Annotated in this window: 16 protein-coding genes; 13 read left to right on the plus strand and 3 right to left on the minus strand. The window is 61.1% G+C overall.

The annotated features are described in order from the left end of the window. Positions 1-45: 45 nt before the first annotated feature. Positions 46-654 carry a C40 family peptidase gene (locus tag H4V98_RS10150; protein ID WP_196863932.1) on the minus strand — a complete coding sequence of 203 codons (609 nt, stop codon included), beginning with the start codon at positions 652-654 and terminating at the stop codon, positions 46-48. 268 nt (positions 655-922) lie between these two features. Here H4V98_RS10150 and H4V98_RS10155 point away from each other — a divergent pair, with 268 nt between their 5' ends. From H4V98_RS10155 to H4V98_RS10195, 9 genes are all read left to right on the plus strand, one after another. Continuing rightward, positions 923-2,095, plus strand: coding sequence for a PQQ-dependent sugar dehydrogenase (locus tag H4V98_RS10155; protein ID WP_196863874.1), 1,173 nt, complete (start codon positions 923-925; stop codon positions 2,093-2,095). Positions 2,096-2,193: 98 nt separating this feature from the next. Then, the gene (locus tag H4V98_RS10160) at positions 2,194-2,997 is read left to right on the plus strand and encodes an ABC transporter permease (protein ID WP_196863875.1); all 804 of its coding nucleotides are present in this window, start codon (positions 2,194-2,196) and stop codon (positions 2,995-2,997) included. A gap of 18 nt (positions 2,998-3,015) precedes the next feature. Next, the gene (locus H4V98_RS10165; protein ID WP_196863876.1) at positions 3,016-4,044 is read left to right on the plus strand and encodes an MlaD family protein; all 1,029 of its coding nucleotides are present in this window, start codon (positions 3,016-3,018) and stop codon (positions 4,042-4,044) included. Continuing rightward, on the plus strand, positions 4,041-4,715 hold the full coding sequence (locus tag H4V98_RS10170) for a hypothetical protein (RefSeq protein WP_231374773.1): 675 nt from the start codon (positions 4,041-4,043) through the stop codon (positions 4,713-4,715). Before H4V98_RS10165 ends, H4V98_RS10170 begins: the two co-directional genes overlap by 4 nt. A 17-nt stretch (positions 4,716-4,732) precedes the next feature. Further along, positions 4,733-5,035, plus strand: a complete 303-nt coding sequence (locus H4V98_RS10175) for a hypothetical protein (protein ID WP_196863877.1) — start codon at positions 4,733-4,735, stop codon at positions 5,033-5,035. 236 nt (positions 5,036-5,271) lie between these two features. Continuing rightward, a complete protein-coding gene (locus H4V98_RS10180) occupies positions 5,272-5,796 on the plus strand; it encodes a hypothetical protein (protein ID WP_196863878.1) in 525 nt (174 codons plus the stop codon). Then, positions 5,793-7,070, plus strand: coding sequence for an Hsp70 family protein (locus H4V98_RS10185; protein WP_196863879.1), 1,278 nt, complete (start codon positions 5,793-5,795; stop codon positions 7,068-7,070). The genes H4V98_RS10180 and H4V98_RS10185 overlap by 4 nt, the downstream gene beginning before the upstream one ends. 286 nt (positions 7,071-7,356) lie before the next feature. Next, on the plus strand, positions 7,357-7,836 hold the full coding sequence (locus H4V98_RS10190) for a phasin family protein (RefSeq protein ID WP_196863880.1): 480 nt from the start codon (positions 7,357-7,359) through the stop codon (positions 7,834-7,836). Positions 7,837-7,983: 147 nt separating this feature from the next. Then, the gene (locus tag H4V98_RS10195; protein ID WP_196863881.1) at positions 7,984-8,448 is read left to right on the plus strand and encodes a DUF2721 domain-containing protein; all 465 of its coding nucleotides are present in this window, start codon (positions 7,984-7,986) and stop codon (positions 8,446-8,448) included. Between the two features lie 248 nt (positions 8,449-8,696). Here the strand turns inward: H4V98_RS10195 and H4V98_RS10200 are convergent, their stop codons facing one another. After that, positions 8,697-10,358, minus strand: a complete 1,662-nt coding sequence (locus H4V98_RS10200) for a 4-hydroxyphenylacetate 3-hydroxylase N-terminal domain-containing protein (protein ID WP_196863882.1) — start codon at positions 10,356-10,358, stop codon at positions 8,697-8,699. 108 nt (positions 10,359-10,466) lie between these two features. Here H4V98_RS10200 and H4V98_RS10205 point away from each other — a divergent pair, with 108 nt between their 5' ends. The 3 genes from H4V98_RS10205 (at position 10,467) to H4V98_RS10215 (ending at position 13,530) form a co-directional block, all read left to right on the plus strand. Continuing rightward, positions 10,467-11,117: a TetR/AcrR family transcriptional regulator gene (locus tag H4V98_RS10205; protein ID WP_196863883.1), complete on the plus strand. Its 651-nt coding sequence runs from the start codon at positions 10,467-10,469 to the stop codon at positions 11,115-11,117. Beyond that, positions 11,114-12,835 carry an acyl-CoA dehydrogenase family protein gene (locus H4V98_RS10210; protein WP_196863884.1) on the plus strand — a complete coding sequence of 574 codons (1,722 nt, stop codon included), beginning with the start codon at positions 11,114-11,116 and terminating at the stop codon, positions 12,833-12,835. The genes H4V98_RS10205 and H4V98_RS10210 overlap by 4 nt, the downstream gene beginning before the upstream one ends. A gap of 71 nt (positions 12,836-12,906) precedes the next feature. After that, positions 12,907-13,530, plus strand: a complete 624-nt coding sequence (locus H4V98_RS10215; RefSeq protein ID WP_196863885.1) for an isochorismatase family protein — start codon at positions 12,907-12,909, stop codon at positions 13,528-13,530. Between the two features lie 19 nt (positions 13,531-13,549). On the opposite strand, the gene H4V98_RS10220 is transcribed toward H4V98_RS10215, so the two are convergent. Next, entirely contained in the window at positions 13,550-15,304 is a 1,755-nt protein-coding gene (locus H4V98_RS10220; protein ID WP_280757485.1) for an ABC transporter ATP-binding protein/permease, read from the minus strand. A gap of 389 nt (positions 15,305-15,693) precedes the next feature. Between H4V98_RS10220 and H4V98_RS10225 the strand changes: the two genes are divergently transcribed. Next, complete coding sequence (locus tag H4V98_RS10225) at positions 15,694-17,607, plus strand: propionate--CoA ligase (protein ID WP_196863887.1); 1,914 nt, start codon at positions 15,694-15,696, stop codon at positions 17,605-17,607. The last annotated feature ends 69 nt before the right edge of the window (positions 17,608-17,676 follow it).

Consider the following 17,676-nt stretch of genomic DNA (forward strand, 5'->3'; position numbering starts at 1 on the left):
AACATGAATATTTTTTGTGCTGTTGGCGGGCATAAACCCGGCGATTCAGCGAATGGAGGCTCCGTCGTCAATTGAAGCCTTGACCGGCTTCGACTGCATTGGGTTAACCGATTCGGCGGCATCGCCGATGACGCGACGTGCGCCATTGAAGCGGTTTTGCCAATAACTGCCACCCATGCTTTCCACCCTGACTTCAGCACCCGCCCTGGGAGCATGAATAAACTTGCCGTTGCCGACATAGATGCCGACGTGGCTGAAGGCGCGCCGCATGGTGTTGAAGAACACCAGGTCACCGGGTTGCAATTCGGCTTGGCTGATTTTCTCGGTGGCTGCCGCCTGCTGTTCGGCCTTGCGTGGCAGCAGCAAGCCGATGCTTTGCTGGTACACGGAGACCACAAAACCACTGCAGTCAAATCCGGTGTCAGCATCGGTTCCTCCCCATTTATAGGGAACCCCCAATAAGCTCATGGCATTGACGACCAGCTCGGACGCTTTATGGCTAACGTTCTGGCGCACATAGTCCATTTTGTTCAGAAGCCCCCGCTCGGCGAGCAGCCTGTCGATCTCGTCGCTGGAAGTGGCGGGAGATGCTTGGGCGTTCAAGGTGCAAAGTGCAGCAAGGGCCAGGACGAGTACAGAGGGAATCATTCGCATCGCGGCGAGCATACTTGACGGATAGGCCCTGCGTCAATAAAAAATTGTTACCTTAGTTTCTTTTATTACAGTTAAATATTATTGTATTTAATTGAAAAATTCGTTTCTTGATATGTGAAGTGTTGGATTTTTGAAAATAAGCACTTGTCCAGCATTGCTCCCGGGACGAACCAGATTGGCGAATGGCATAGGGTTCAGCTCCCTTGGTTTGAACTATTCGCCCCAGTCGACATCACAAAGCCATTAAAACAATGCAGGGATTCAGAAGATGTTTTCAACGCTGAACCTGCGTGCGCTTTGTGCTGCCACGGTCATCACCTCAAGCCTGCTGTCACTGCAGGTGCATGCGCAGGCAGTTCGCGCTGACACCGTGGCGTCAGGTCTGCAAAATCCCTGGGCGCTGGCATTCTTGCCAGACGGTCGCTTTTTGGTCACCGAGCGGGCCGGCCAGCTGCGCTTGCTGGCTGCCGATGGCAAGGCATTGGCAACCGTCACCGGCTTGCCCGAGATCGCAGCCGGCGGGCAGGGTGGTCTGCTCGACATCGTGACGGACAGTGACTTTGCACGCAACCGCACCTTGTATTTCTGCTATTCGGAACCTGCTGCCACCGGCCGGGCCAACAGCACGGCGCTGGCCAGCGCCCGAATGAGCGCTGACGGCGCGCGGCTGGAAAATCTCAAGGTGCTTTTCAGCCAGAAGCCGAAAGTTGCCAGTTCGGCCCATTTCGGATGCCGTATTGTTGAAGGCCGCGCGCCGGGTGCGAATGGCCAACCGGACGGTAAATTATTCCTGACACTGGGAGAGCGGTTTTCACGCAAGGACGACGCACAAAAACTTGACAACCACCACGGCAAGATTGTTCGCATCAACAAGGATGGCTCGGTGCCTGCCGACAATCCCTTTGCCAACCAGGCAGGCGCATTGCCCGAAATCTGGAGCTATGGCCACCGCAATGCCCAAGGCGCCACGCTTGGGCCCGACGGCACGTTCTGGATGCACGAGCATGGGCCGCAGGGTGGCGACGAAATCAACCTGCCCCGGCCGGGTGCGAATTACGGCTGGCCCGAGATCACTTATGGCGAAAACTACGGCGGCGGCAAGATGGGCGAAGGCCTGAGTCGCAAGGCCGGCATGGAGCAACCGCTGCATTACTGGGTTCCGTCGATCGCACCGTCCGGCATGGCTTTTTTAACCAGCGAACGGTATGGCAAGACGTGGCAGGGCAACCTGTTTGTCGGGTCGCTGAAGTTTTCTTACCTTGACCGGATAGAACTCTCGACACCCTTCGGCGGCAAGGTGGTTCGCGAGCACAAGCTGCTGGCCGATGTCGGCGAGCGCATCCGCGATGTGCGCCAAGGCCCCGATGGCCTGCTGTACGTGCTGACCGACAGCAGCAACGGCAAGCTCATCCGGCTGCTGCCCGAACCCCCCGGCAAGTGAAAGCGTGCCTTCGGGGCTGCGGGTCGGCAATACGCTGGTGACGCATTCGGTCGCTGTTTTGGGGTTTGGCCGAACAAACCCCCCGTTATCATGCAGGCATGACACCAAGCACGCCCTGGCACAACCGCCTGACCCAGACGGGTTGGTCTGCCCGGCAGTGGTTCACCGAATGGTGGCAACTGGTGCATCTGGGCGCGGTGATCATGGTGCTGGCGCTTTCGCCCTCTAGCTACAGCCGCGAAAACCGAATAGTCCTGGGGCGCCATGTCTACACCAGCACGGCGCCGGTGCTGCTGGGTTTTTCGCTGCTGTGCGCGCTGGTGACGGTGGTACTCACGCGCATCGTGATGGTGACGGCGCTGAGTTATGGCCTGTCTCAATATGCGCTGCAACTGTTGATTCGTGTGCTGGTGCTGGAGTTGATTCCCCTGACCGCCGCGCTGTTCGTGGCGCTGCGTTGCACAATTCCCGATGGCGCCGAACTCACCGCGCTGCAGGCCAGTGGCGAACTTGACAACATGCGCCGACAGGGCGTTGAGCCGATACGCCGCGAAGTGCTGCCGCGCGTGGTGGCGGGCATGTTTGCCGGCATCACGCTGGCCGCGCTGAGCTGCGTGGTGGCGCTGGTCGTGGCCTATGTCGCGGTGTACGGCTTCGCCGTGTCGGGCCTGCCGGGCTACACCCGGTTGTTCGGCCAGGTGTTCACACCTGCCGTCACGCTGATTTTTGTGCTGAAGACAGTGTTTTTTTGCCTGGCCGTTTCGCTCATTCCAATGGCTTCGGCCTTGTACGGCATGCGCGGCGCCAGTCTGCGCTCCAGTGCCGAAATGCGCGGCCTGGTTCGTATGTTTGCCGTTTTGCTGCTGGTTGAAGTGGCTTCGCTGGTTGGCAACTATTACTGAATTTGAAATACACCTTTCATGAGCCGTTCCTCTCCCGATTCGTCCCCGCCACTGCTGCCGCCCGTTGGCCAGGGTTCGGCGCAGTCTGCGCACCTGCCGGACCGCAGCATTCCTGAAAACATGGCTGGTCTGGAATTCAAGGCTCGGCTTTTGCTGCTGTTCATGCTGCTGCTGGTTTGCAGTTCCGCGCTGTATGTGCTTTATGCACGTGGTGTTTTTGAAAGCACGCAGCGACTGGTGCTAATGGCCGAGGATTCCGAAGGCGTCGTGGTTGGCATGGACATGACTTTTGCCGGCTTTCCGATCGGCCGGGTGCGACGCATTGAACTGGCCGAAGACGGCAAGGCACGCATTTTGGTCGATGTAGCCGAAAAGGACGCCCACTGGCTGCGCAGCAGCAGCGTTTTCACGCTCGTCAAGGGCATTGTCGGCGGACCCAACATTCGCGCCTACACCGGGCTGCTGAACGATCCGCCCCTGCCCAAGGATGCAGTGCGAACCGTTTTGCAGGGCGACGCCAGCGCAGAAATTCCCAGGGTCATTGCCGCCGCCAAGGAACTGATTGACAACCTCAACAGCCTGACCGGGAGCAGCGGCTCGGTGGGCGCCAGCCTGGCCAACCTGCAGGTGCTGACCGAACGACTCAACGGCCCTGGCGGTGCCCTCACGGTGCTGCTTGGCAGCGAAGCCGAGGCCAGGAAGTTTTCTGCCACGCTGGACCGCACCAATTCTTTACTCGCCAAGCTCGATGGCATCGCGGCCAAGACCGATACCCAGGTGTTTGGCGACAAGGGCGTGCTGCCCGCAACCCGCGCCACGGTGCTGCAACTCAATGCCATGCTGGGCGAGGCGCGCACCAGCCTTCAAAAGGTCGATGCCATTTTGGTCAATGCCCAGGCGATCACGTCGAATGCCAAAGAAGCCACGAACGACCTGGGCGCCTTGCGTGGGGATGTCGAAGCCAGCCTGCGCAAGGTCGAAGGCCTGGTCAGCGAGATCAACCGCAAATGGCCGTTTGCACGGGATGCAGAAATGAAGCTGCCATGAAAAATTGCCCTGTGACGATGAAGCTGGTGTTTGCACTCGGCACCGTTTGGGTCCTGGCCGCTTGCAGCAGCGCACCCAGGCCGCCGGACTGGCAAGTCGAAGCCAAGGGTTCCATGGAGCGTTCGGTCGCCGCCTATCTGGAAGGCAACAGCCGCGTCGAAGCCGCTGAACTGGCGCGTGCGCGCAGCCAGTTGTCGCGCACCGGCCGGCCCGACCTGCTGGCCACCGCCGAACTCCTGCATTGCGCCAGCCGGGTGGCCAGCCTGGTGTTCGAGCCTTGCGCGGGCTTCGAGCCGCTCCGGGCGGATGCGACAGCCTCCCAGCGTGCCTATGGCGACTACCTGCGGGGACAGGTGCAGGTTGACAGCATCGCCTTGCTGCCGCCCGCCCAGCGCGCCGCAGCAGCGGGTGATACCGGAACGCTTGCGGGCATTGCCGATCCGCTGTCGCAGCTTCTGGCAGCCAGCGTGCTGCTGCAGACCGGCCGCGCCAGTCCGTCCGTGATTGCTTTGGCAATTGACACGGCTTCCGCTCAGGGCTGGCGGCGTCCGCTGCTGGCCTGGTTAGGGGTTCAGCTCCAGCGGGCAGAGCAGGGCGGCGACGCGCAAGAGGCGGCCCGTCTGCGCCGTCGCATTGCCATCGCACAAGGTCCGGATGCGACCGTTAAATAATTCGGGAAGGACAAAAAATGAGCTACACCCTCAAACTTTACGCTTTCGAAGACGCCAGCCCGCAGCAGCTTGCGGCCGCCGAGCAGCGTTTTCGCAAGGCGCTGGACGCGTCGCTGGGCGACGCCAGCCTGGTGGCGCCGGTGTATGGCGCGTATTGCCGCATGGTCACAATCTACGGCGAACACCCGGCGCAAGATGTGTTGTCGCCTGAAGAGCTGGAAATCTTCACCCAGTGGCAGGCCGCCGAATCCGCCGCCCTGACCGCCGCGCTGGGACCGCACCGCTACATGGGTGATGCGCAGTTCGAGATAGGCCTCTGATCGGGCTGGCGCGTTTATTTGTGAGTATAAATAATTTTTATATTGCCAAATACGTCTTTTCCGCACGACTGGCATACCAAAGCAGCTATAAATTCAGTAGCTAAAAGCACTCTGCCGCCTTGAGCCTGGTCACGCGGTGGATCGGCTTTGAGGTCACAGTAAAATTCGCATCCCCATCCCGAATCCCTTTTGTGCATGCCCTTTTGCGGCGTGGTTTTTGACCTGAGTGAAGCGCCTTGACTGATTCCCACCCCACCCCGCCAGATTCCGGCAACGAATCTTCTTCAACTGACCCCGTCAAAATCCAGGAGCCGCGTTTGTGGAGCGGCGACGGCTGGACCGCCCGGGTTCTCAAGAACGAAGACGACGACGGCTGGGCCGTGGCCATGGTCAAGGACGGCGAGCCCGAGCCGGCGCTGGTCGGCCCCTGGACCATGGGGCGCGACAAGAAAAACCCCAAGCCGCTGGACGTCAATGCCTTCAACACGCTGGTCAAGACTGCTTCGGAGTTTGTTCGCCGGCATGAGCAGCAACTGCATGCCAGCTTGCACCAGCGCATCACGGTGACGGCGAATGCCGCACGCATCACGGTGTCTCTCGACATCGTTCCTGATGAAGACCATCCACACGCCGTCTTGAGTGCCCACGACGAGACCGGTGAACTGCTGGCCGAAGTTCGTGTGGCGCCGTCGTTCAAGCTGAACCGCGCCAGTGCCGTTGCCTGGGCCGAAGGCGGCTTCATCAAGCCGGCAGACCGATGAGTGGCCTGCTGGAGCCGGCGGCGCCGGTGGCCGCCTGCGGCATTGACTTTGGCACGTCTAATTCCACTGCCGGCTGGAGCCGCCCGGGCCAGCGCACCTTGCTGGCGCTGGAGGACGGCAAGCTGACGCTGCCGTCGGTGATTTTTTTCCATGCCGAAGATGCGCATGTCAGTTATGGCCGCGCCGCGTTGGCCGATTACCTGGAGGGTCATGAAGGCCGGATGATGCGGTCGCTGAAAAGCCTGCTCGGCACGTCAATGATGGACGAATACACCGAGGTGGCGGGCCGCGCCGTGCCGTTTCGCGCGCTGCTGGCCCAGTTCATCGGCGAACTCAAGCGCCGGGCCGAACAGGCAGCGGGGCAGGAATTCACCCGCGCGGTACTGGGCAGGCCGGTGTTTTTCGTCGATGACGACGCGGCGGCCGACCGGCGCGCGCAAGACACGCTGGAAGACATTGCCCGCCAGGCGGGCCTGCGCGACATTGCCTTCCAGTACGAACCCATTGCGGCCGCGTTTGACTACGAGTCACAAATCTCGCGCGAGGAACTGGTGCTGGTGGTGGATATTGGCGGCGGCACGTCCGACTTCACCCTGATTCGCGTCGGCCCCGAGCGTGCGAAGTGCGCCGAGCGGCGGGATGACATCCTGGCGACTAGCGGCGTGCATATTGGCGGCACCGATTTCGACAAGGCACTGAGCCTGGCCAGCATGATGCCGATGTTGGGGCTGGGCAGCCTGCTCAAAAGCGGGCGCGAAATGCCGTCCAGCCACTACTTCAACCTGGCGACCTGGCACACCATCAACTTGGCGTACACCAAGAAAGCCTGGGCGGAAATAACCGAACTGCACCGTGATGCAGCAGACCGGCTCAAGATGGAACGGCTGCAAAGCCTGGTGCGAGAACGCGCCGGCCACTGGCTTGCGCTTCAGGTCGAAGACGCCAAGATTGCGCTGTCAAATGCCGAAGCAGCGCAGATCGATATCGGACGAATTTCAGCGGGTGAAACCGTGAACCTGCATCGGGCAGAACTGGACCGGTCGATTGACGGGCTGGTAAATTCTGTCGAGCAGACTGTTGCCCGGCTGTTGGTCGATGCCGGCATCACCGCCTCAGGCATCGACACGGTGTTTTTTACCGGCGGCTCCAGCGGCGTTCCTTTGCTGCGAGAGCGGGTACTGGCGCTGACGCCGCAGGCCCGCTGCGTTGAAGGAGACTTGTTCGGCAGCATCGGCGCCGGCCTGGCGCTCGATGCACAGCGAAAGTTTGCCTGAACGTCCGGCCGGGTGATGGCAACCTATTTGTCGTTCGTGCGGGTCTTGAAAGTGGCTTGGGGGACGTGTTGTCCTTCTTTATTCGGCAGCATGCAGGCCCTTGGTTGATAGGGAAAATATGAAAAGGAGTTCAGCCTGCCACTGTGCCATGCAATTTTTCTGTCAACTTTCGTTAAGGTTTTTACAGTCTTATCCGTGGATGTCGGGCGCAAATGCACTCAAAATTTAAACTCGTGGCAACCCTCGGGTTACCTGCCTTTCAAATTTTTTTGAACAAGGAATTGCAATGATCACGAAAGTAAAGAACAGCACTGCCCAGCCTGCTGAAAGCCATCCGCCGAATATTCTTTCGGAACTGGGTCGCCATCATCTTGCCTTGGTGGTTGATGGCACCACGGTCATGTGCCGCGGCAGTGAGGCTCTGCGAAAAATCCAGCAAAATGCTGCGCACGAAGCTTCGGTTTTCCACGAAGAAACAGCGCAAAGACTTTTCGTCTCATGCCAGCCTGCCGAACTCATGGCAATCCAGTCCGAACTTCTGCGTTTCGCAGTGCAGAGCGCGGGAAAATACTGGCAGCAAGTGGCCGCAAACGCGATGCAGACTCAAGTGGAAATGATCAAAAGCGTGACCCACGTTCTGGAGCGCGAAAAAGACACAGGGACCAAGTCACCAATGGAAGTCCTTCAGTCTGCCATGCCGCCGCTGGCCAGCAGTTTCTTTCCGATGACGGCCCATGTGCCGGATGGTCAGTCGCTGCATTCCTGACATTCCGTCCCGCTGCCTGCGTGCAGCAGTATCCCTGGAAGTTTCAAGCACGGTTCTTGCGGGCCGTTCCTTGCGTTCTGGCTGGCTTAGCCAAGCGCCTTTGCATGAGAAAATGACTGTCCCATCACCTTATGCATCGGAGTCCGGATGAATTTTGCGACCGACCTTGCGACCGTGACCCACGGCATACAACTGGCTGTCGCCCCTGTTTTTCTGTTGACTGCCGTATCCGGCATGATCGGTGCCGTGGCAGGGCGACTGGCACGGATCATCGACCGGGCCAGATTTCTTGAAGGCCGGCTTGAAAGCGGTGATGTCGAACCAGTGCGCGCCGCCAGGATGTATGACGAACTGCGCCGACTCAGGCACCGGGGCTGGTTGGTCAATGGCTGCCTGGCCCTGCTGACGTTTTGCGCCATTTTGATTGGCACTACCATCGTCTTGCTGTTTTTGGGCGAAACCAGCGAATTGCCAATTTTCAAGATCGCGACCGTTTGCTTTCTGGCTGGCGTCATGTGTTTTCTGTCCGCGCTGGTCTGCTTTCTGGCGGAAACACTGCTGGCAACGCATTTGTTGAAGTTCGCGGAATTGCCCGCGCCAGTCAAACCATGAAGAAACCATAAAGAATTGCCGGGTGGCGCTTTGCTGTCATGGTTTCGTTGCTATCAATAAAAAATTTATTTGTGATACTTGTTCAAACCAAGCGAAGGAACGTGTCTTCTTTTCAGCGGCCTGTGTTTTGGCGTGGGTGTTTTCACCTTGACCCTGGAATGGTTTTGTAAATCCTGCGTTTCTGGCATCCACGCATGCCGGAATCCCTGGATTACTTGACAAACAGGGGCCCACCCCGGTTTGAGCGGCTACTCACCAACTCGGGGAACGCCAGCGCGCCGTGAGGGCAGGTTCGCCTGAACCTCCGGCAAATCGACCATCACCGGCTGGCCGGGCGTGGTGCAGCCGGTATCGCAGCATTTGCCGGGCTGGCGGTTTTTGGTGATGGCGCGTTGCGGGTCGTGCGGCGCTGCGGCAGGCGAGCCATCGGCGGCAATGCCGCGCTCCAAAATCCGCTCTACCAGTTCCACCTTCGATCCGATCGGGTAGTTGCGGTAGATTTCCTGTTTCATGGCCGCAGGGGATCCGCCGCCGTGCAGGCTGATCACGCTGTACCAGCCGCCCTGGTAGCCGGCCGTCAGGTCTTCGATAAACCGCGCGGTTTCGATCCGCTGCTCGTAGGGTACGTCCGGATTGGCGCGCAGCACTTCCGACAGTTTCGCCCCGGTTTCGGGGTTGTGGTCTTCATCCGGGCCGGGCAGGGTGACAATCAGCCCGCCGCTCACGTAGTGGGCAATCCGGTGCATGTCGTAGATCTTGGTGGCCAGCAGCAGCTTGCCGATATTGGAAAATACCGGGTCAGGCATGAAGGTCTGGCTATGGACATCTGGCTTGCCATACACGCTGGCGGCCACGCCGCAGGCATAAAAACTTTCGGTGATGGTGATCAACTCGACCATCTGCTCGCGTAAATGCGTTTCCTTGCCTGGATCGAACCCGTTCGCCTCGCACATCAGCGCGCCGGCGCCAATCAGCAGGTCGCCGAATCCGGCGCGCGCACCAATGCAGGTGTGGCGGTGGTGCGTGGCGTAGCTGTAGGTCAGGTGGCCCGAATGCTCCCATTCGCCAGCGTAAAACACGCTGTCCCACGGCACGAATACCCGCTCGAACATCACCACGCCCGTGCTCTGGCCGTACTTGCGGCTGAACAGTGGCTCGCCATGCTCGACCTTCTCTCCGGGCCGCCCAGCTGGGCGCGCAATGATGGTGATCCCGGGCGCATCAACCGGCACGGCGCAGCAGACGGCAAAGTCGGCGTCCTCCTTGCCCATGTTGCGGCATGGCATGACAAGCAATTCATGCACATACGGCGCGCCGGTCACGATGGCCTTGGTGCCCGAGATGACGATTCCTTTGGCATTGCGCTCGACGACGTGCAGGTAGCTGTCCACGTTGGCCTGCTCGTGCGGGCGCCGGCTGCGGTCGCCCTTGGCATCGGTCATCGCAATGCCCAGCGTCAGGTCCTGGTCCTGCACGCGGTGCAGGTAGTTCAGGAAACGGGCGGTGTTCTCACCGGTGCCGCGTGCGTCGTCGATGCGGCTTGAGACCTGGCCGATGGCGTTGAGCGCGTCGTGCGTCAGGTAGCGCTGGGCGCAGCCGGTTTCCTGGCAGACCAGCCGCACGGCCTCCAGCTTGTTCAGCAGGTCGCCGCTGCTGGTGTTGATGTGGCTCAAGCGGTTGACACGCTTGCCGCTGGTGTGTTGCACGGCGGTCATGACAGGCGCGTATTTTTCCTTCAGCGCGTAGTCGTAGGTCAGCGCAATTGCATTGATGCCGGGGCCAAATCCGCGCTCGTCGGCCACGCTGTCAACCTGCCGGCCGTCAAGAAAAACGCGCGGCTTGTAGCGGCGCAGCGATTCGCGGTAGTCGGCGCCGGACATTAGCGCGGGGGCGGGGGCGGGTGCATTCATTAGAATTTTCCTGTAGTGGGTTCCAAATAATTTAAACACTGTTCAATTTAATTATCAAGTGTTTAATTTTGCGTGGTTGCTCCACCTGTTTCCGCTTATATTCAGGCCATGCAAGCCAAAATTCAACGCCAACAGGCCCTGAACGACTCGCGCCGGGCGCTGATGCTGGACGCTGCGCGTTCGGTGTTCCAGCGGCTCGGCATCGAAGGTGCGAGCATCCGGGAAATCGCCAAGGCTGCCGGCTACACGCCCGGTGCCATCTATTCTTATTTTGAAAACAAGGAAGCGATCTACGGTGCGTTGCTGGCTGAATCGCTGGAGCGGCTGAACAACGTGGTCGATACCGCCGATGCGCCTGACGGTTCGGCGGCTGATGTTCTAAGGGCCAAAGCCAGCGCCTGGTTCGGCTTTTATGCCGCCAATCCGCGCGACCTGGACCTGGGCTTTTACCTGGTGCAGGGCATGCAGCCGCGCGGGCTGAATGCTGATCTCAATGTCCAGCTCAATGACCGCCTGCACGATGCGCTGCGTCCGTGCGAAGCGGCATTACAGGCAATGGGGCTGACGCCGCACGAATCGCTGCGTGAAAACACCGCACTGTTTGCCCACGGCGTCGGCCTGTTGTTGCTTCAGCACACCGGTCGCATTCGCATGTTCGGCCAGGACGCCACCGACCTTTTCAACCGTTACCTTGACGATTTGTCCGCTCGTCTGGCCCGTGGCCAGGACGCCTGCAACCCAAGCTGGAGACTCTCATGAACGCACCCATTGACACCCATCAGCTGTTGCCCTTGCCGCAGGGCGAAAGCCTTCATGTCACGCATCTTGTCAAGAACCAGGCCAGCCCGCTGACCGGCTTCAATGCATTCGACCAGGACGCCGTGCTGTCCGCCGCCGTGCAGCGCGAAGTGCCGTGGGCGTCGGGGCGCTGCCAGGCGCTGGGGCGGCTCGTCGGCGACGAGGACATTCAGGACCTGGCCCGCCTGGCCAACCGGCACCTGCCCGAGCTCAAGACGCATGACCGCTACGGCAACCGCACCGACTGGGTCGAATTTCACCCCAGCTGGCACCAGCTGATGGCGCTGGCCTGGAAGCACGAGGTGCATTCGCTGGCCTGGACTGCGCCCGAGGCGCAGCCGCACTATGCCCGGGCCGTGCTGTCCTACCTCTGGAACCAGGTCGAGCACGGCACGGCCTGCCCGACCGGCATGGCGTATGCGTCTTATGCCGGCTTTCAGTCCGAGCCCTGCCTGAAGCTGTGGGCCGACAAGGTGCGCGGTACGCAGTATGAGTTCAGCCGCCGCGAAGTGGCCGACAAGGCGTCGGTCGTGATCGGTTACGCCATGACCGAAAAGCAGGGCGGCTCGGACCTGCGCGAGACGCAAACCACGGCCCGCTTTTCGCACAGCGCCGGCTACCACGGCGCCACGGCCCACTGGTACGAGCTGACGGGCCACAAGTGGTTTTGTTCAGTGCCGCAGTCTGACGGCTTTTTCACGCTCGCCAAGGTGGCCGGCGGTGTGACCTGCTTTTTCCTGCCGCGCACCTTGCCGGACGGCAGTTTCAACCGGTTTTTCATCCAGCGACTGAAGGACAAGTGCGGCAACAAGTCCAATGCCTCCAGCGAAATCGAATATGCCGGCACGCTGGCGATTCGCGTCGGGCCGGAAGGCGGCGGCCTGCGCGAGATCTTGTCGCACGCGCACCTGACGCGGCTGGACTTTGCCGTCGGGTCGGCCGGCCTGATGCGCCAGTCGCTGACGCTGGCGCTCAACCATGCCGGCACCCGCCGGGGCTTCGGGCAGACGCTGGCCGAGCAGCCGATGATGGCCAATGTGTTGGCCGACATGGCCATCGAGGTCGAGGCGGCGACGCTGCTGGCGCTGCGCGTCGCCAGGGCCACCGACCATATCGAAAGCAGCGCGCAGGAAAAGGCCTTCGCGCGGTTGGCCACGCCGATGGCCAAGTTCTTCAACTGCTCGCGGGCGCCCGCCATTGCCTACGAAGCCCTGCAATGCCACGGTGGCAACGGCTTCATCGAGGAAAACCCGATGGCCCGGCTCTACCGCGAGGCGCCGCTGAACAGCGTCTGGGAAGGCACTGCCAACATGATGTGCATGGATGTGCGGCGCTCGCTGCTGAAGGAGCCCATCACGCGCGAGGCCTTCATGGCCGAAGTCAATTCGGTCCACGGCATGGATCGCCGCTTCGACGCCTACCTGCAGGCCTTGCCGCCCCTCGTCCAGGCGGCCATTGACGATGAATTCCTGGCCCGGCCGGCCTGCGAAGCCATGGCCCGTGCCGTCCAGGGCGTGGAACTGCTGCGCCACTCCAGCATCGAGGTGGTCGATGCCTTCATGGGCACGCGGCTCAATGCCCAGGCCGCGGGCTGGGGGTGCACCCTGGGCTCCATGGGTGCTTCGGTTTCCCGTGCGCAGGCCGGCCGCATCGTGGACCGGGCGCGCGTCGCTCGCTAGCGGCCCGCAGGCGGTCGGTCGTCACTGGTGGCAAGGGCTGGGATAATGGCCGCCAACCCAAAGGAATAACCATGTTGCTAGATGCCGACGACTCCCAGCTTGTGCTGATTGATTACCAGACCCGCCTGATGCCGGTGATTTTTGAACATGAGATCGTCGTGGCCAATGCCCTGCGCCTGGCCCGCATGGCCCGCATCCTGGACGTTCCGGTCTGGGGCACTGCGCAAAACCCCGAAAAACTCGGCCAGAACCTGCCCGAGTTGCAGGCGGCGATTGATTCGGCCGGCGGCAAGACCATGGCAAAGATGCATTTCAGCGCCGCCTCCGACGGCCTGGTTGAGTGGCTGCGTCCGCCAGTTCGCAAGGCACCGACCGGCGGCAATGCGCGCAGCCTGCCCAAGCACCTGCAAAAGCCCGCAGAGCCAGAAGAAGAGGGCCGCAGCATGATCGTCATTGCCGGCTGCGAAGCGCATGTCTGCCTGATGCAGACCGCGCTGGAACTCCTCGAAGAAGAGTTCGACGTGTGGGTCGTCACCGACGCCTGCAGCTCGCGCAGCGAGCGCAACCGCGACGCCGCGTTCGACCGGCTGGCCGGCAACGGCGCCGAACTGGTCACCACCGAGATGGTGGCCTTTGAATGGGCACGCACCTGTGAACACGACGCCTTCAGGGAATTGCTTGCGCTGGTGAAGTAATTTCGCGTTGCCCTGTAAATCACTGATAGCCGCTCGCTCTTTGCAGCGTCCACTGGCCATCCCCACGCAGTTCGAGTACCCATTGGTGGTATTTCGCCACCGCCGGGTGGTGGCTGATGCTGACCGGCGTGATCGACAGGCCGGCCAGCTGGCTGTACAGCAACTCTTCGTTTGCCGCATCCAGTGCGCTGGTGGCTTCGTCCAGCAGCAGGTAGCGCGGCCTGGCGAGCAGGGCGCGGGCAAAGGCCAGCCGCTGCTGCTCGCCGACCGACAGTACCCGGCCCCAGTCAAGTTCGGCGCGCAGGCCACCGAAGCGCCCGGCCAGCGTCGGCAGGTTCACCCGCGTCAGCCAGTGCAGCAGTTCCTCGTCTGAAATATCGCTGTCCGCGTGCGGATACGTCAGTTGGCTGCGCAGGTCGCCCAGTAGCAAATAGGGCTGCTGGGGCATGAACTGCATGTCCGATCCGGCCGGGCGCGTGATCGTCCCCGAGCCCGTGGTCCACAGTCCGGCAATTACCCGCAACAGCGAACTCTTGCCCGTGCCGCTGGGTCCGGAAATCAGCAAGCCTTCGCCGGGCTTGACTTCCAGCGTGAGCTCGCGCAGCAGCAGGTGCTCGCGGCCGGGCGTGAGAATGGTCACCTGCTCAAGCGACAACCCAAAGCCGTGCCGCGTTTCGACATGCTGCACGCTGTCGTCTGCGTCTGCGTCTGCGTCTGCGTCTGTGTCTGTGTCTGCGTTGGTCGGGCGGCTGGCATTGGCTTGCAAGGCATCGGAAAAAGTATGCAGCCGCTCGACGCCGGCGGAAAAACGGCTGAGGCTTTCAAAATGCTCGACGATCACCGTCAGCGCGCTCAGGATGGCGGCAAACGCACCGGCGGCCTGGATGGCGCGGCCGACTTCCAGCCGCCCCGACAGCACATCGCCGGCAATGATCACCGTCGGCAGCACGATTGTCAGGAAAGCATGGGCGTACTGGAACAGGTTGACCCCGAACTGCCAGCGCAGCACCTGCTGGTAGTTGGCATAGACCCTGGAAAAAATGGCTTGCAGCACCGTCATCTCACGCGCCTCGCCGTCGTGAAAGGCAATCGGCTCGGCGTGCTCGCGCACCCGCACCAAGCCGAAGCGGAAGTTGGCCTCGCGCTGCAGCTGGCGAAAATTCAGCCCGATCAGCCGCTTGCCAAATGCTGTGGCGGTGAACACGGTGCTGAACACCGCATAGCCGATCAGGAACAACACCAGCCCCCGCGAGATTGACCACAGCACGGCGGAAAAGGCGACGAGTTGCAACACCGAGCCGAGCACGATCATTGAAAAATACAGCGACTGCTGGGTGAAGGTGTTGATGTCCTCGGCAATGCGCTGGTCGGGGTTGTCGATGCCGTCGGCAGCGCCCAGCCGGTAGTAGGCGCGCTGGTCGAAATAGCGCGCCAGGAAGGAATCCGTCAGCCAGCGGCGCCAGCGCAGTCCGAGCGTGTCGCGCACGTAGTAGTACAGGGCGTAGATCGGCACCGCCGCCACAAGAATCGCCGTGTAGCGCCAGATCGATGCCCAGAAGCGGTCGGCATCCTGCGCGGCCAGCGCCGAGGTGAATTCGCCGGTTTCCTGGTTGAACAGCACGTTGAAGGCGGTCTGCCCCAGCAGTAGAACAACCAGCAAAAGCAGCAGGCCACGGGCGCGCCAGCGTTCTTCTGAAAACCAGTATGGCCGTGCAATCTCTGTAAAGCGACGCCACAGTCGGGCGTTGAAGCCGGGTTCTTCTGCTGTGCTCATGAAGTTTTGCGTCAAGTGGGCCAGCCGCCGATTTAATCCGAAATGGACAGAGACCGCAGATGAAAATGAAAAAATCAATTTTTAGTATGAAAACTGTCCTTTGCGCTTGATGGGCGTTTAACCACAGCTATTTTTATAGGAGCAATCAGGATGCTTCCGAGAATCTTGAACACCAGACGTCAGCTTGCAGAAAGACCGTTGTTCATAATTAAGAATGCAGTTTCCAGATATCTTGGGTGTGGGTTTTCTTCATGCCGACCGTGATGTGAACGAAATTCCCTGGCCTGCGATGCATAAAAGCCGACGGCCTTGATGATGCGCAAACCCATCTGCCGTGAGGTGGTCAAAATTTCAATCGACAGTTTTTTTCAAAATTCCGGAGACCATTCATGACCAGCTATGCAGACTTTTACCGCCAGTCCATCGACCAGCCCGACGCTTTCTGGGCCGAACAGGCCGGGCTGATCGACTGGCACCAGCCGTTTGACCGCGTCTGCAATTACGACAACCCGCCCTTCGTCAACTGGTACGAAGGCGGCCAGACCAACCTGTGCCACAACGCCGTGGACCGCCACCTTAAAGACCGGGCTGACCAAGCCGCGCTGATTGCCGTCTCCAGCGAAACCGGTACCGAGAAAATCTACACCTTCGGCGACCTGCACGGCGAAGTGCAGCGCATGGCCGCCAGCCTAAAAGCGCTCGGCGTTGAAAATGGCGACCGCGTGCTGATCTACATGCCGATGATTGCCGAAGCCGCTTTTGCGATGCTGGCCTGCGCACGCATCGGTGCGGTGCATTGCGTGGTGTTTGGCGGCTTTGCCAGCGGCTCTTTAGCCTCGCGCATCGAGGACGCGGCGCCCAAGGTCATCGTCAGCGCCGACGCCGGCTCGCGCGGCGGCAAGGCGCTGCCCTACAAACCGCTGCTCGACGAAGCCATACGCCTGTCGAGCCACAAGCCGGGCGCCGTGCTGCTGGCCGACCGTGGCTTGGCAAGCATGGAACTGGTCGCCGGGCGCGACCACCGCTGGAACGAAATGCGCGAAACACATTTCGATGCGAAAGTGCCGTGCGAGTGGCTGGACTCGACCGCCATCAGCTACACCATCTACACCAGCGGCACCACCGGCAAGCCCAAGGGCGTGCAGCGCGACACCGCCGGCTATGCCGTGGCGCTGGCCGCCAGCATGAAGCACATCTTCGACGGACGTGCCGGCGAAACCTTCTTCTCGACCAGCGACATCGGCTGGGTGGTCGGCCACAGCTACATTGTGTATGGCCCGCTGATTGCCGGCATGGCGACCATCATGTACGAAGGCCTGCCGACACAGGGCATGGACAAGAAGCCTAATGGCGGCATCTGGTGGGAACTGGTCGAAAAGTACAAGGTCACCGTCATGTTCAGCGCCCCGACTGCCGTGCGCGTGCTGAAGAAACAAGACCCGGCGCTGCTGACCAAATACGATCTGTCCAGCCTGCGTGCGCTGTTCCTGGCCGGCGAGCCGCTGGATGAACCGACGGCGCGATGGATCAGCGAAGGCTTGAATGTGCCGATCATCGACAACTACTGGCAGACCGAAAGCGGCTGGCCGATTTTGACGATCGCCAACGGCGTCGAGAAAAAGCCAAGCAAGTTCGGCAGCCCCGGCATTCCGATGTACGGCTACCACGTCAAGCTGCTGCACGAGGCGACTGGCGAAGAACTCACCGCGCCGGGCGAAAAAGGCGTGGTCGTGATCGAAGGCCCGACGCCTCCGGGCTTCATGCAGACCATCTGGCAAGACGACGCGCGTTTCGTCAACACCTACTGGAAAAGCATTCCCGGCAAGCTGGTGTACAGCACCTTTGACTGGGGCATTCGCGACGCCGACGGCTACTTCTTCATCCTGGGCCGCACCGACGATGTGATCAACGTCGCTGGGCACCGGCTCGGCACGCGCGAGATCGAGGAAAGCATTTCCGGCCATGCGCAAGTGGCCGAAGTGGCCGTGGTGGGCGTGGCCGATGGACTCAAGGGCCAGGTCGCCATGGCCTTCGTGGTGCTCAAGGATTCCAGCATGATGGGCGACAGCGCCGCCTGCGCCAGGCTGGAAGCCGAGATCATGAAACGCGTGGACGGTGACCTGGGCGCAGTGGCCCGGCCGGCGCGGGTTCGTTTTGTTGCGGCCCTGCCCAAGACGCGAAGCGGCAAACTGCTGCGCCGCGTGATTCAGGCTGTGTGCGAAGGCCGCGATGCCGGTGACCTGACGTCGATGGACGATCCGGGTGCGTTGCAGCAGATCCGGGACCGGATGGACGCCGTTTAAGCTGCAGCGTCTGTGGCCATGCTGGGTACTGGCTGTTCACGCGGTCAGCACCCTTTTGTTTTTCAGAAA

The organism is Polaromonas sp. CG_23.6 (assembly GCF_029892315.1).
In the GTDB taxonomy this organism is placed as follows: Bacteria; Pseudomonadota; Gammaproteobacteria; order Burkholderiales; family Burkholderiaceae_C; genus Polaromonas.